The organism is Oscillibacter ruminantium GH1, from assembly GCF_000307265.1.
Classification (GTDB): Bacteria; Bacillota; Clostridia; order Oscillospirales; family Oscillospiraceae; genus Oscillibacter; species Oscillibacter ruminantium.
On sequence record NZ_DF158896.1, the window covers coordinates 487,836 to 502,561 of the forward strand.

Genomic DNA, 14,726 nt, shown 5'->3' on the forward strand with positions numbered 1-14,726 from the left:
AGAAAAGTTGCAAGAATAAGCAAGAAAATTAAAAAATAACGTTGCTCTGCATGAAAGAGAAAAGGCGGTCTGCTTTTGCAGACCGCCTGATTTACGATTTGCGCCGCCGCTGGGCGGCGGATGGAATGGACAATTCCCCCCGGTATTTTGCCACAGTGCGGCGCGAGAGCGCAAAGCCAACGCCCGCCAGCGCCTGAGCCAACGCCTCGTCGGAGAGGGGGCGGTCCGGGGACTCGGCCTCCACAAAGCGGCGCAACTGGCGGCGGGCCGCCTCGGCGGAGCCGCCCGCGGGCAGCGCGGTGGAAAACAGGGATCGCAGGGGAAAGACCTGCCCGTCAAACTGGATATATTTATCCTTCACGGCCCGGCTGACCGTGGAGACATTCACATCCAGCTCCTCCGCCAGCTGGCCCATGGTCAAAGGCTGCAAATCCTCCCGCCGGAGAAAGTAGCCCTCCTGATTGCGAATCAGGGCGGAAAGGAGACGGAACAGGGTATCGTGTCGGTTTTCCAGATTGTTCAGCAGATTTTTGGCCTCGGCCATTTTCTCTTTTAAATAAAGCTGGGCCTCCTGACAATTGGGGTCGCCAACCAAAGCGGAGTAGTCTCGGTTCAGGGAAACGTGGGGAACAGCGCCCTCGTTCATTTCAATCACCAAAGAGCCGCCTGTGCGGCGGATAACGGCTTCCGGTGCGACCATGGCTACGCCCCGCTCGGAGCTGAACCCTCTGGAGGGAATGGGATTCAGGGCGCGCACCACGTCTCCGGCCCGGCGGGCCTCCGCCGGACGGACGGAAAGCAGACGGGCAAGGCTGGCATAGTCGTTCTCCGCCAAAAGAGGAAGGCCGAAACGGATGAGGTGGATATTCACCTCGGTGAATTCATTGCCCTGTGCCAGCTGGAGAAGCAGACATTCGGAAAGGCTTCTGGCTCCCACACCGGGCGGGTCCAATGATTGCACCACGAAAAGAGCCTGCTCCAAATCCTGCGCATTGACATTCAACTCTTCCGCAAGCTCCGGCACCTCACAGTCCAGATACCCGGCGGAGTTGAGACAGCCCACAAGATACCGGCACAAAACCAGCGTTTCTGCGTCCAGAGGAGCGGTCTGGCCCAGCTGGGCGTTCAGATATTCGCGAAACGTCTGGGGACGGGACAGACAGGACGTGAAGTCCGTTTCCGCACCGCCTCCGTCCCAGATCAGCTGTTCCCGCCGCTCAATGGGAATATCTGTGGCGGGGGCAGGCTCCAACGTCTCCGGCTGGGGACCGTCGTAGGGTGTGTCCTCCACATCCAGAAGAGGGTTGGACAGGGCGGCTTCCTGAAGAAATTCCCTCAGTTCCATGGAGGGCATCTGCAAACAATGCAGGGATTGCAGCATTGCCTGCGTCAGAATTTGCTTTTGTGCCTGTTCCAACCGCTGCTGAAAAGCCATGGGCCTGCCTCCTTGTTCGAGTGATTTTGAGTAATATTGCTTTTATTTTAGCAGATATTTTGTCAAAAGGGAAGGAAAATTGTCAAAGATACTCCTTGGGAGGCTGCCGCCGGGGGTTTTCAAATTCCACGGGGTATGATAGGATAGCAAGCGGAAAGAAAGCCGCCGCAGGCGTACGGAGGGAAACCCGTTATGAACAAAACCTTGCTCTATCTCATTTATTTCGCAGCCTATTCCGCGGTTTTACTCGTCATTGGCAAAAGCAGCCTGCGGGACAGCGATAGTATCAGTAAATTTTTCATGTGCGGGCGGCAGCTGCCCTTGTGGCGCTGTGTGTGCACGTTTGCCGGGACTTGGATTTCGGCGGCCAGCATCCTCAGCCTTACCGGGTCCGTGTACGAAAGCGGCCTTTCTGCGATGGTGTTCTCCGTGGTTCCGTGGTTTTTAGGGGCGTTGCTGATCGTTCTGGTCAGCGACCGGCTGTATGCCACAGGGGTCACCACGGTGCCGGAGCTGTTCCGTGTCCGATACGGGTCCAAGGGCCTTCAGGCGGCTTACGGCGTGCTGCTGGCGGCGGTGTATGTGCTGTATCTGGTGATTCAGATCAAGGGTTTTGGCATTGTGGCCTCTACGCTGTTCGGCATCCCGTACAGCATGGCGATTCTTCTGGTATACTTGTTTATTCTATACACCTCCTTCGGCGGATATCAGTCGGTGACCCGGAGCGACGTGTTCAACCTGATTTTAATGATTGTGGGTCTGGGAGTTCTGCTGGTGACGGTGGTGGCCCGGGTGGGGAGTCTTGACGGCATCTATACCGGTGCGGCGGAGGTGGCGGGGTATGCCCACAGGGGCATGGCGTATGCCACGGAGGCGGGCGATCTCTTGAAACCCTTTGGGCAGGGGGACTTTGCCCCGCTCATGAGCATCAGCATGTTTTTCGGCTGGGGACTGGGCCTTGCGGTGAACCCCCAATACGCCGTAAGGATTTTGGCCTCGCGGGACGCCCGCTCCGCTCGGCGTATGATCTGGATTTCTCTGGGCCTGCTGGCGGTGATCTACTTCACACTCAGCAGCATCGGCTTGGGAATGCGGGTGCTGATTCCCACGGTGGATGCGACGCTCTCCACCGACGAAATTTTCACCTACATTCTCAACAACGATCTGTACAGCGGCTGGAGCGGCTTTTTGCTGTTCGCGATTCTTGGCGCGTGCATCTCCACCGCCAACTCCCAGCTGCTTCTGATCGCGTCCAGCTGCTCCTGCGATGTGGTGGGGGCACTGTGGCCCCGCCCCTTGAAGGAGAGCACGCTGGTGAATCTCAGCCGGGGAGCGGTGATGGCGGGAGGGACGCTTTCTCTTTTGCTGGCGCTGTCGCCCCCCGCCTCTTTGCTGACTTACGGCGGGGATGTTTGGGGGGTCTTCAGTGTGACGCTGCTGGCCCCAATGTTCGGAACGCTTTTGTGGAAGGGGACAACCCTCACCGGGGTATATGCCGCGCTGGGGTCCGGCCTTGCGGCGCTCGCGGTGTTCTATCCCCCGTACTATCAGGGGGTGCTGCCCTTTCATCCGGCTCTGCCGGGAACGCTGATCTCCATCGCGGCGTTGTGGCTGGGATCGCTTCTGAGCCGGAAAAAGGAGGCGGAGGCGTGAAGCGCGAACGGGAACGGTCGCTGACCATTGAGAACAAAATCCTTATGGCGGTGGTGGGGATCTGCGTGCTGTCCGTGCTGTGTTTTGGCTTTTTGATGCTGTGGGAGGGATATCAGAGCAAGCTGACGCAAGAGCGGGACAAGGGGGAAGAGCTGCTGGCCTATATCAGCTGGGACATCCGCCAGTTTGGAGACGAGGTGGGGCAGGAAGCGATTTTGGCAGGCTGCGCCGCTTTGGAAAATGACGGCCTTGTCATTTTCAACAGTCGCGGCACGTCCATTTTGGGAACAGAGCAGGGAGCCGCGCTGGCGCACGAGGGCAGCGTGCTGGCGGAGCGGAGCGACAACGGCTTTGGCTGGCGGCTGTGCTATACGCTGGACGAGGCAGAGTTTCAAAACAGTTTGGTGGAGGAGCAAAAATACGCCATACTTGCCACCATTGCCCTTTTGATTATCACCATTCAGGTGGGCGTTTTTGTGTCTTACAGTATTTCTGAGCCGGTGCGGCGGCTGGCGGTTGCCTGCGCCGCCATCAGGGCGCATCCCCAGGAGGCCATGCCGGAGCTGATCCCCACGGACGTGGGCAGTACGGAGACGCGGCAGCTGGCCGATGCGTTTTGCCGGATGCTGGAGGAACTGCGGCGGTATAACGCCGCGCTTTCGGAGCAAAAAGCACTGAATGAAAGCATCGTGGAAAACCTGCCCTTGGGCGTAGTGGCTTATAGCGCGGATGGACGGGTGCTGTGTGTCAACGACCGGGCCAACGCCATGCTGGCGGATGAGGAGTTTTCCGCCGCAGGGCAGACGCTGCGGCTGGTACTGGAGCGGCATCTTACGCAGGGAAGCGTTCCCCACGAGGCCATCCGTCTGGAAAACGGGGATGGGGATGCGCGGTTCTACCAGATCGGCGTGTGGCGGCTGAGGCGCACCGGCGCGGAGGCGGACTCCGGAACACTTTGCACCATTGACGACGTGACCTATGATAAAATCATGGAAGAAAAGGTGGGAGAGAGTGAAAAGCTGGCCTATATCGGGAAGCTGGCGGCCATGCTGGCCCACGAGATCCGCAATCCGCTGGCGGGCATCCGCGCGTCCATTCAGGTGGTGGGGCGCGGACTGGAACGGGAGCGGGATCAGACACTGTGTGCAAGCGTCATCAAAGAGGTGGACCGCATCAACGAACTGATCGAGGGTCTTTTGAACCTCTCCCGCAAGCGGGAGAGCCACAAGACACTGGTGGAGCTGAAGCCGCTTTTGGGCGAGGTGGCGATGCTTTATTCCAAGCTGGCCGGGAACCACGGCGTCGCCATGGAGACAGCGGCAGAGCCGGGTCTATCTGTCTATGCCGACGAGACGGAGATGAAACAGGTGCTGGTGAATCTGGTAAGCAACGCGTTGAAAGCCGTGGGCTGGGGTGGACGCATCGAACTGCGTGCGGAAAGCAGCCCGGAGGGCGCGCTTCTTTCCGTGACGGACGACGGCACGGGGATGGACGGCGAAAAACTCCGCTCCGTGGAACGGGGCATCACCTCTGGCGGCACGGGACGGTACGGCCTTGCCATTGTCAGCCGTCTGCTGGAGCAAAACGGCGGCGAAATGAAAATTCTCAGCAGTCTTGGCGGAGGAACCCGCATTGAACTGCGGTTTCGCCGGGCAGAAGCCGGGGAAAAGGAGACGCTATGAAAGAACGGGTACTGGTCATCGACGATGAAAGCCTCATCCGCATTTCGCTGGAGGCGGGCCTTTCCGACCTTGGGTATGAGGTGAAGACGGCGGAAACGATTGCAGCGGGCCTTGGGCTGGTGGAACGAATGCGGCCCAATGTAGTCCTGCTGGACAATCGGCTGGGCAGCGACGTGGGAACCGATTATATCGAGGCCATTCACCGGCTGGACGAAGACATCCGCATCATTATGGTTACGGCTTACGGCACCGTGGCGCAGGCGGTGGAGGCAATCCGCCGGGGCGCTTACGACTTTGTGCAAAAACCCTTTGATCTGGACGAACTGCATCTCACCATCCGCCGGAGTCTGGACGAGCTGAAAAAGGACCGGAGCCTGAAGGCGGTGAAGGGCAAGCAGCGGGAGCTGATCGGCGTCAGCCCCGCCACGGAGACGATTCGCTCCCAGATCGGACTGCTGGCGAAAAACGACAATGTGGACCTTTTGATCCGGGGTGAAACCGGCACCGGCAAAGAGGTGGTGGTCAACAGCATCCACTATTCCTCCGCCCGGCAGGCAGGCCCCATGGTGAAAATCAATTGCAGCGCGATTCCGGAAAGCCTGTTGGAAGCGGAGCTGTTCGGCTACGAAAAGGGAGCGTTCACCGGAGCGCTGAAAACGAAAAAGGGCCTTTTTGAGTTGGCGGACGGCGGCACGGTGTTTCTCGACGAGATCGGCGAAATGCCCCTTGCCATGCAGGCTAAGCTTCTGACATTTTTGGAGGACCGCTGTTTCAAGCGGGTGGGCGGCCTTGCCGACATCCCTGTGGACGTGCGAGTGGTTGCGGCCACCAACCGCCGACTGGAGGACGAAATTGTAAAGGGAGCGTTTCGGGAGGACTTGTTCTACCGCCTAAACGTCATGCAGATTTTCATTCCGCCCCTGCGGGAGCGGGTGGAGGACATTCCTGTCCTCGCGGAGTACTATCTGCGCCATTTCAACCGAAAGTTTTCCAAGGAGATCGCCTCCATCGATCCGGCGTATCTGGAGGAAATGCGCCGCTATTACTGGAAGGGCAATGTCCGGGAACTGCGAAACGTTTTGGAGCGGGAGGTGCTGTTCTGCGAGGGGACAAGGCTTCGGGGCGCGCCCTTGGAGTCTCCGGGCGGCGGGCCTGCCGTTATTGGCGGGTTGAAGGACCTTGCCAAAGGCCCCATTGATCTGGAAGCGGAGACGGCGGCGTTCCAGCGGGCCTATATCCGCCGGGCGCTGGCGCTCAGCGGAGGAAACAGCACCGCGGCGGCGGAACTGCTGGGCATCAGCCGGTTTACGTTGAAACGGCGGCTGGAGGATGAATCCGTGCAGAATTGAACGCATAATTCGTGCAAAATCGCACGTCTGCTCAGGAAATCGACTTGTTTTCCCGAGCGGGCGTGCTTTCCTTTAAAAAGGGCACGCAAAAACCAATGTGAAAATTACAAAATATGCGGGTTAAAATTTGGCAAATTACACAGAATTTTAAAAAAGAACATGAAATACCAATGGATTTTCCACAAAGGCCGAAAAACTCCGGCACGAGATTTGCTATAAATTTAACAGACACATCTGTATTGCGCCCTGCGGGGCGAAAAAAGGAAGGAGCTTACAGTATGAATCTGGTAGATCTGAACAGCGATTTGGGAGAGAGCTTCGGCGCGTATACCATCGGACTTGACAGCGAGGTGATTCGGCACGTATCCTCCGTCAACGTGGCTTGCGGCTATCACGCGGGGGACCCGCTGGTGATGGCTCAAACCGTCGCCATGGCGAAGGAGGCAGGCGTGGCCGTGGGCGCACATCCGGGCTTTCCGGATTTGATGGGCTTTGGGCGGCGGAACATGGTGTGTTCCCCCAAAGAGGCCAAGGCTTATGTCCAGTATCAGATGGGCGCACTGCTGGCGTTCACCGCAGCATCTGGTGTAAAACTTCAGCACGTAAAGCCCCACGGCGCACTCTATAACATGGCGGGCAAGGACTTGGAGCTGGCCACCGCCATTGCCGAGGGCATTGCCGAAGTGGACAAGGACGTGATCCTGCTGGGGTTGGCCGGCAGCAAAATGCTGGAAGCGGGCCGTGCGGCGGGTCTGCGGATCGCTAGCGAGGTGTTTGCGGACCGGGCCTATCAGGCAGACGGCTCTCTGGTTCCCCGCAAGCAGCCCGGCGCGGTGATCCACGACAAGGACGAGGCCATCCGCCGCACCGTCCGTATGGTGACGGAGGGCAAAGTCACCGCTATCACCGGCGAGGAAGTCTCCATTGATGCACATTCCATCTGCGTTCACGGCGACAACCCCTCTGCGGTGGAATTTGTGAAGAACATCCGCGCCGCGCTGGAGGAGCAGGGGGTCAAAATTGCCCCCATTTCCGCTATCGTGTAAGGTCCCCTTGCTCAAAAGCAAATTTGACGGAGGTATGAATATGAGTAACCCCAACAATCTCAACAACACTGCAAAGCCCAGCCGGTCCGTTTTGTTCGGCGCAGCCTTTTTGATGGCGACTTCCGCCATCGGCCCCGGCTTTTTGACCCAGACCTCGAAGTTTACCGCACAGTACGGAGCCCCTCTGATCCTGATCGTCCTGCTGGCAATTTTGATGGATATTACGGCGCAGATGAATATCTGGTCCATCGTCAGCGTGTCCAAGATGCGGGCGCAGGACGTGGCCAACAAGGTGCTGCCGGGCCTTGGCGTGGCACTCGCCATTCTGGTGGCCATCGGCGGCCTTGCCTTCAATGTGGGCAACGTGGGCGGCGTGGCGCTGGGCTTTAACGCCATGTTCGGCTTGAATGAAAAGGCGGGCGCGGTCATCGCCGGATGCCTTGGCATCATTATTTTTATCAACAAAAACGCCAAGACCATTATGGACAAGGTTGCCACCGTGCTGGCCGCCATCATTCTGGTCACCGTGCTGGTGGTGGCGATTATCTCCCAGCCCCCTATGGGTGTTGTGGCGTCCAGCCTGACCAAGTTCAATGAGATTCCTTCCATGTTTGTGGCCCTGACCACGCTGCTTGGCGGCTCCTGCGGCGGCTACATCGCCTTCTCCGGCGCGCATCGTCTGCTGGACGCGGGCATTTCCGGCCCCGAAAATGTGGGCCATGTGCGCAAGAGCGTGCTTCAGGGCTGCGCTACCTCCGGAAGCGTGCGTATTCTGCTGTTTCTGGCCGTGCTGGGCACCTGCATGATCGGCTCTCAGTGGAACGCGGTCAATGCCGACGCCATCATCAACGCCAGCAACCCCGCCGCCGAAGCGTTCCGTCTGTCTGCGGGCAACCTTGGCTATCGGCTGTTCGGCCTGTGCCTGTTCTCCGCCGGCGTTTCCTCCGTGGTGGGCGCGGCATTCACCTCCGTCTCCTTCCTCAAAACGCTGCATCCCTTTATTGCCAAGTATGAGCGCCAGTTTGTGGTGGCCTTTATCGCCTTCTCCACGGTGATGATGGTCGTGGTCGGCAACGCCGCCCAGCTGCTGATTATCGCGGGCGCCTTCAATGGTCTGATTCTGCCCGTCAGCCTCGGCGTGATGCTGCTGGCGTGCCGCAACAAGAAAATCGTGGGCGAGGACTATAAGCATCCCACTTGGATGATCGTGCTGGGTGTGATTGTGGTCTGCATCTCCCTCTATGCCGGTGTGAAGGCTGTTCCCGGCATTTTGAACCTGTTCGGCTAATCATCGCTTACCGGGGCGGCGTGCGCCGCCCCGGCGGAAAGGAGCAAGAATGAACGAAGTTAGATTTTTAAACGCGGGCGACACCGCCGTGACGGTGGAATTTGGAAACAAGATCAGCGAAGAAATCAACGGACGCATCCGTGCGTTTAACATTGCCCTGCAAAACAGCGGGATTCCCGGCATCGTGGAGACGGTGCCCACCTACCGCTCTTTGATGGTGCATTACGATCCGGGCGTGATCCGTTACCCCGCGCTGGAAAAGGCGCTCAAGGGGCTGCTGGGCAGTCTTGACAAGGTGCAGATTCCACCCAGCGAGGTGCTGGAAATCCCTGTGCTGTACGGCGGGGAAGAAGGCCCAGACCTGAACTTTGTGGCGGAGCACGCAGGAAAGTCTGTCGATGAAGTGATTGCGATCCACAGCGCCCCGGAATATCTCATCTATATGCTGGGCTTTACGCCGGGCTTTACGTATCTGGGCGGCATGGACGAGTCCATCGTCACACCCCGGTTGAAAACACCCCGGGTGAAAATTCCGGCGGGCAGCGTGGGCATTGCGGGTGCGCAGACCGGCGTGTATCCCATCGACTCTCCGGGGGGCTGGCAGCTCATCGGCCAAACGCCGGTGCGGATGTATGCCCCGGAGCGGGAGAAACCCATTTTGCCGGAGGCGGGACAATATATTAAATTTTATCCCATCACCCGGGCGGAATATGATAAAATAGCGGCACAGGAAGCCGCCGGAACTTACGTCTGCAAGCGCCACGCCAGAGAGGAGGGGGCAAAATGAGTATCAAGGTTTTGCATCCCGGTATGCTGACCACCATTCAGGATCAGGGTCGGACGGGCTATCAGCAGTTCGGTGTGCCGGTATCCGGCGCGGTGGACCCCCGCTCTGCCGCCGTGGCCAATATTTTGGCGGGCAATGCGGAGGGGGAGGCTGTGCTGGAATGCACGGTCATGGGCCCCCAGCTCCGCTTTGACGAGCCGGCGGTGATCGCCATTACCGGCGCGGACTTGGGCCCCACGGTGGACGGCGTTCCCGTGGAAAACTATCGCGCCCTCCGGCTGGCGGCGGGGCAGACGCTGCGCTTTACCGGGCCGAAATGCGGCTGCCGGGCGTTTATCGCCGTGGCGGGCGGATTGGATGTCCCAGAGGTAATGGGCAGCCGTTCCACCTATATGAAGGCCAAGATCGGCGGTCTTCAGGGCCGAAAGCTGGAAAAGGAAGACGAGCTGAAGCTCCGCGCCCCGGGAACGGAGCCGAAGCGTCTGGAGGCGCGGTTCATCGCGCCGGAATTCCACGCGCGGGCAACGTATACCCTCCGGGTGGTTCTTGGCCCGCAGGACGACGCGTTTACCGATGAGGGAATCGCAACGTTTCTCTCCGGCGTGTACGGCGTGACCGCCGAGTTTGACCGGATGGGCTGCCGCATGGAGGGGCCGGAAATCGCTCACAAGACCTCCGGCGATATCATTTCCGACGGAATCGCCTTTGGCGCGATTCAGGTTCCGGCCTCGGGCCAGCCGATCATCATGCTCTCCGACCGGCAGACCACCGGCGGCTATACCAAAATTGCCAACGTGATCTCCGCCGATTTCCGCATCCTCGGTCAGCTGAAAAGCGGCGACAAGGTTCGGTTTGAAAAGGTTTCTCTCTCCACCGCGCAGGAGGCGCTTTTGGCCCAGCGGGCGTCTTTGCGGCTGCTGCGCCACGTTTTGGATGCGTAAATGCAGAGGCAGCGGCATTGCTGCCGCCGCCCGCTCATAAACATAAGGAGGATCATTCCATGGCTTTTGATATCACCCCTTATATCAACGTGTCCCCCGCCGAGGTGCGGGCCAAGATTCGCAAGGGCGAGATCGACTTTCCCACGGCCGGTATGTGCCGGGGCTATGCACAGGCAAATCTGGTGATTTTGCCGCCGGACTATGCGGCGGACTTTAAAGAATTTGCGCAGCGTAATCCCTTTCCCTGCCCGATTTTGGAGATCATTGAGGGAACGCCCAAGACCCATACTATGGGCGAGGACGGCGACATCACCACCGATATTCCCCGTTACCGCATTTACCGGGACGGCGTGTTTACTGATGAGCTGACCGATGTCTCCGACTATTGGAAAGACGGCTACGTGGGCTTTTTGATTGGCTGCTCCTTCTCCTTTGAGGAGGCGCTGATCGCCGCCGGGGTAGAGGTGCGCCACATCACGCAGGGCTGTAACGTGCCAATGTACAAGACCAACATCGCAACGGTGCAGGCGGGGCCGTTTTTCGGCCCCATGGTCTGCTCCATGCGGCCCATGACCCCGGAAAATGCGCAGATTGCAAAAGCCATTACCGAAAAGATGCCCAATGTCCACGGCGCGCCCGTTCACATGGGCGACCCGGCGGAGATCGGCATTGCGGACGTGATGAAGCCGGACTATGGCGACGCGGTGGAAATTCACCCCGGTGAGATTCCCGTCTTCTGGCCCTGCGGTGTCACGCCGCAGGCGGCGGTGGAGAACGCAAAGCCACCCATCGTCATCACCCATGCCCCGGGGCATATGTTCATCACCGACGTGAAAAATGCGGAACTGAACGATTATCTGGAGGCTCAGAAGCAAAAGTAATGGAAATGTCCGCCGGGATTCCGCGGTAGAAGTGATACGCGAGAAAAGAAGATGGCCCCATGGGGCGGTATGCGAATACCGAACCCATGGGGCCATTTTTGCGGGACATAAAAGGACTTTGAACGCCCGCTTCTGCGGGATAGTGCGGCAGATCGCCCAATGAGTAAGTGGTTGTTGGCGGGGCAGATGCTTAGGTGATAGTGCAGAGGGTCAGCAAATGGCTTCCCGCAGCAGGCGGCCCATCTCCCGGCAGCCCACTGGCGTACAGCCGGGCTGACAGATGTCGCCGCAGCGATAGCCGCCGCGCAGCACGGATTTCACCGCGGCTTCCACGGCGGCGGCCTCCCGCTCCATGCCGAAGCTGTGGCGCAGCAGCATGGCGGCGGCTAGGACCGTTCCGATGGGGTTGGCCTTGTCCTGTCCGGCAATGTCGGGCGCGGAGCCGTGAATCGGCTCGTAAAGACCGCAGGTTCCTTCACCCAGACTGGCGGAGGGAATCATACCGATGGAGCCGGTGATTTGGCTGGCCTCGTCGGAGAGGATGTCTCCAAACAGATTCTCCGTCAGGATCACGTCGAACTGGCTGGGATCGCGGACAATCTACATGGCGGCGTTGTCCACATACATGTGGAGCAGTTCCACATCGGGGTATTCCTCCGCCACGGCGCAGACGGTTTTCCGCCACAGGCGGGAGCTGTCCAGCACGTTGGCCTTGTCCACGGAGGTGACGCGCCTGCGGCGCTAGGGGGCCAATTCCACCTTTTCGGGCAGATTCATGCTGCACCCGGGAGACTGCTCCCCGTCACGCAGCGTGGTATCAAAGATTTTAATGCGGTTCATGTGATAATTCCTCCTCATTACAGCTGTTTTTGCACAAAAAAAGACCTTCGTCTCTGATTACAGAGACGAAAGTCGAAACTCCCGCGGTACCACTCCGGTTGGCATGATGGAAATCATGCCCGCTTACAAGATCGGCCCGGCCTGCGCCAGACGAATCCCGCCTCTTTGGTAACGGTGAGGAAATCCGTTCCCGCCTAATCCGGAAAACCGGTTCGGAGGGAATGCTCAAGGGCCAGTAACGTCCGCTTTGCTCTGCGCCGTCTCGCAGCAACCGACGGCTCTCTGAAGCGTTGCAAAGGAACTTTTTTCCCTGTCACAGCATTTCTTGTGATTTGATTAGTTGCAATAGTAGCGGAAAAGGGAGAACTTGTCAAGCACAAATTTTAAAAGCCTGTTCAAATTTCGTGCATGGCGCGGGAAAAGACCTGCCCGGCTTGCGCGGCGGCGGTCCTATTCCTGCGGGATTCCCTGAATTTCCAATAGCTCCAAAACGCGCTGCCCGGCAGCGGTAAGCGCCATGCTGCCCTTGTGGGGATAGGTCTGATAGGCCGCGTAGTCAAAATTCACCAACGGCAAATCAAAATCCAGCCGAATCAGCCGCTTTTGCGAGAGGGCGGTGAGAAGGACGCCGAATTCCTCCGGGGTGTGCCGCGCGCTTTCCAAATAGACCGGAACCTCCGAATCCGCCCGCCGGGCCACGGGGAGAAAGGGGGTTTGAGCAAAGTCCAGCAGCAATTCAATTTCCGACTGCGTCATTTCCAGCGTCCGGTCTCCGCCGCAGCAGCCCCCACCGCTGCACCCGCCGGAACTGCCGCATCCGCCGCATCCGCCGGAGCCGCACTGATTGTGGTCACAACTCATTTCTCTGCCTCCACCTGTTCCAAAATTCCGTCCGCCGCGCCCAGATCTTCGATCAGCACCTTCATCTGTCCACCGCAGACCATGCCTTCCTCTTCGGCCACGTCGTTGCTCATATCCACGGTTACACTGCATTTGCCGCCGGACCCGATCAGACGGCAGGCGTCCCGCAGCACGGCGCTTTCCCCGCATCCGCCGCCGATGGTGCCTGCCGAGCGAAGTGTCTGATCCACCGCCATCATGGCTCCGGATTTCACAGGCGTGGAGCCGCTGGTCGCATATACCGTCAGCAGAGCCTTGGGTGCGGGATCACAGGCCAAAAACCGCAGAAGGGGCAGATCAATGTCCTCTGCCACCAGAACGGTTCCCTTTGCGCGGCGGTTTGTGCGCTGCCGCCGACATGCGATCAGCTCCGCCACGATGGAGACGGCAATTTCTTTCACGGTCAAAGCGCCGATGTCCAGACCGATGGGCGTGTGGATATCGTCCAGCGCGGACCGGGGAAACCCCTCTTCCTCCAAGAGATTCAGCAGCGCCACCACCCTTCGTCTGGAGCCGATCATCCCCAGATACGTGGGAGCCGGACCCGGCAGGATTGCCCGCAGGCATTCCGCATCGTACCGATGCCCCCGGGTGATGAAGGCCACATAGTCATTTTGACCAATTTGAAGGCTTTTTATCGCCTCTGGAAAAGAATTGCAAACAATTTCCGCTGCATCGGGAAAGCGGGTGCGGTTTGCAAAAGACGGCCTGTCGTCCACCGCTGTCACCGAAAAGCCGAGATCAGCGGCATATTGGCAAAGGGGCTGGGCGATGTGGCCACAGCCAAGGAGAATCAACCGCTCCGCGGGGCGGAAGTTGCGAATGTACCGCATACCCTCGGCTTCAAAGGAGTAGGCCGCGGACGCACCGCGCTGAACCTGTTCCAAAATTTCGTGAAACTGCGTATGCAATCAAAAAGTTCCTCCTGCGATCAAAGTGTCAACCAAGGGCAGGCCTAAGCCATGTATCTCATTTTGGGGATGCCGGAAATCCTGTCTGCGCTGTCAATTTTTTCGTATGAATCCGCCGCACCGGCGCGGCTGTCGTCGTTTTTGACCGCCGTTCTTGCGGCGGAGCCATTCACATTACTGGTTTGATCGGATAATTGTAGCGCATGGCGGCGCAGGTGTCAACAAAAGCGTGAAGCCCCGGCCATAGAGCCGGGGCTTTCGCTCACATGAAAAGGCACAGCAGAATCGGCAGAAAGATGGCGGGTACGTAATTCATGACCTTTAACTTAGAAACCCCGATCAAATTCAGCCCCAGTCCTAAAATCAGTACGGAACCGACCACGGTCATCTCCTCGATGGTGTTGCCCTGCTGGAGCAGCGGCGCGACAAAGCTGGCGAGACACGCGATGCTTCCCTGAATCAAAAAGACCGCTCCCGCCGCCAATAAAACGCCGATACCAAGGGAAGAGGCAAAGATCATAGACGACACAAAATCCAGCACGGCTTTGGTAAAAAGCATCTCGTGATTTCCGGAAAGGCCGTCGTTCAAAGCGCCCACAATGGTCATCGTCCCCACACAAAAAACCAGCGAGGCTGTGACAAAGCCCTCGGCAAGAGAGGTTTTCTCACCGGGCTTTTGAAATTTCTTTTCCAGCTTTCCGGCAAAGCGGCTCAACCGTCCGTCCAAATCCAAAAGTTCGCCCATGGCCGCGCCCACCGCGATGGAAATAATGGTGATGAGGGCGTTTTTTCCGCCCAGCATCCCGGTGACGCCGATAAACATGGTACACATGCCAAGTCCCTTCATCACCGTGTCCCGCAGGCGCTCCGGCAGGATGTTGCCAAGGGACATGCCGATGAGGGAACCCAGAATGACGGTTGCCGTATTTACAATTGTTCCAATGAGCATACTTGATTCTCCTTCTGATCGGATCCCCGTGTCTAGACCGGGGATTTGGAGTAAGACAAGACCC

General features: G+C 58.6%; 12 protein-coding genes, 2 pseudogenes and 1 other annotated feature. Of the genes and pseudogenes, 8 read left to right on the plus strand and 6 right to left on the minus strand.

Features of this window, described 5'->3' with window-relative positions:
• Window positions 1–91: 91 nt before the first annotated feature.
• The gene (rpoN, locus tag ON16_RS02400; protein WP_040659080.1) at window positions 92–1,435 is read right to left on the minus strand and encodes an RNA polymerase factor sigma-54; all 1,344 of its coding nucleotides are present in this window, start codon (window positions 1,433–1,435) and stop codon (window positions 92–94) included.
• A gap of 192 nt (window positions 1,436–1,627) precedes the next feature.
• On the opposite strand from rpoN, the gene ON16_RS02405 reads away from it, so the two are divergent.
• The 8 genes from ON16_RS02405 (at window position 1,628) to ON16_RS02440 (ending at window position 11,062) form a co-directional block, all read left to right on the plus strand.
• On the plus strand, window positions 1,628–3,088 hold the full coding sequence (locus ON16_RS02405; RefSeq protein ID WP_040659082.1) for a sodium:solute symporter family protein: 1,461 nt from the start codon (window positions 1,628–1,630) through the stop codon (window positions 3,086–3,088).
• Window positions 3,085–4,770, plus strand: coding sequence for a sensor histidine kinase (locus ON16_RS14860; RefSeq protein ID WP_051131478.1), 1,686 nt, complete (start codon window positions 3,085–3,087; stop codon window positions 4,768–4,770). Before ON16_RS02405 ends, ON16_RS14860 begins: the two co-directional genes overlap by 4 nt.
• Complete coding sequence (locus tag ON16_RS02415; protein ID WP_040659084.1) at window positions 4,767–6,119, plus strand: sigma-54-dependent transcriptional regulator; 1,353 nt, start codon at window positions 4,767–4,769, stop codon at window positions 6,117–6,119. The genes ON16_RS14860 and ON16_RS02415 overlap by 4 nt, the downstream gene beginning before the upstream one ends.
• Before the next feature lie 278 nt (window positions 6,120–6,397).
• A complete protein-coding gene (locus tag ON16_RS02420; protein WP_040659085.1) occupies window positions 6,398–7,165 on the plus strand; it encodes a LamB/YcsF family protein in 768 nt (255 codons plus the stop codon).
• A 40-nt stretch (window positions 7,166–7,205) separates the two neighbouring features.
• Complete coding sequence (locus ON16_RS02425; protein WP_040659088.1) at window positions 7,206–8,453, plus strand: NRAMP family divalent metal transporter; 1,248 nt, start codon at window positions 7,206–7,208, stop codon at window positions 8,451–8,453.
• A gap of 49 nt (window positions 8,454–8,502) precedes the next feature.
• A complete protein-coding gene (pxpB, locus tag ON16_RS02430) occupies window positions 8,503–9,240 on the plus strand; it encodes a 5-oxoprolinase subunit PxpB (RefSeq protein WP_040659090.1) in 738 nt (245 codons plus the stop codon).
• Window positions 9,237–10,181, plus strand: a complete 945-nt coding sequence (locus ON16_RS02435) for a 5-oxoprolinase subunit C family protein (RefSeq protein ID WP_040659091.1) — start codon at window positions 9,237–9,239, stop codon at window positions 10,179–10,181. The genes pxpB and ON16_RS02435 overlap by 4 nt, the downstream gene beginning before the upstream one ends.
• A gap of 59 nt (window positions 10,182–10,240) precedes the next feature.
• Entirely contained in the window at window positions 10,241–11,062 is an 822-nt protein-coding gene (locus tag ON16_RS02440) for a putative hydro-lyase (protein WP_040659093.1), read from the plus strand.
• Window positions 11,063–11,272: 210 nt separating this feature from the next.
• Here the strand turns inward: ON16_RS02440 and ON16_RS02445 are convergent.
• The 5 genes and pseudogenes from ON16_RS02445 to ON16_RS02460 all read right to left on the minus strand — a co-directional run.
• Window positions 11,273–11,803, minus strand: a pseudogene (locus ON16_RS02445) (isocitrate/isopropylmalate family dehydrogenase); the annotation flags it as partial.
• Window positions 11,804–11,809: 6 nt separating this feature from the next.
• Window positions 11,810–11,902 (minus strand): annotated as a pseudogene (locus ON16_RS16450) (hydroxymethylglutaryl-CoA lyase-like TIM-barrel protein); the annotation flags it as partial.
• A 58-nt stretch (window positions 11,903–11,960) separates the two neighbouring features.
• Window positions 11,961–12,228 (minus strand) — a binding site (T-box leader).
• Between the two features lie 124 nt (window positions 12,229–12,352).
• Window positions 12,353–12,763 (minus strand): hypothetical protein, encoded by a 411-nt coding sequence (locus ON16_RS02450; protein ID WP_040659094.1) that lies wholly within the window; start codon window positions 12,761–12,763, stop codon window positions 12,353–12,355.
• On the minus strand, window positions 12,760–13,713 hold the full coding sequence (locus ON16_RS02455; protein WP_051131479.1) for an XdhC family protein: 954 nt from the start codon (window positions 13,711–13,713) through the stop codon (window positions 12,760–12,762). Before ON16_RS02455 ends, ON16_RS02450 begins: the two co-directional genes overlap by 4 nt.
• A 262-nt stretch (window positions 13,714–13,975) precedes the next feature.
• Window positions 13,976–14,662 (minus strand): DUF554 domain-containing protein, encoded by a 687-nt coding sequence (locus ON16_RS02460; protein WP_040659096.1) that lies wholly within the window; start codon window positions 14,660–14,662, stop codon window positions 13,976–13,978.
• Between the last annotated feature and the right edge of the window lie 64 nt (window positions 14,663–14,726).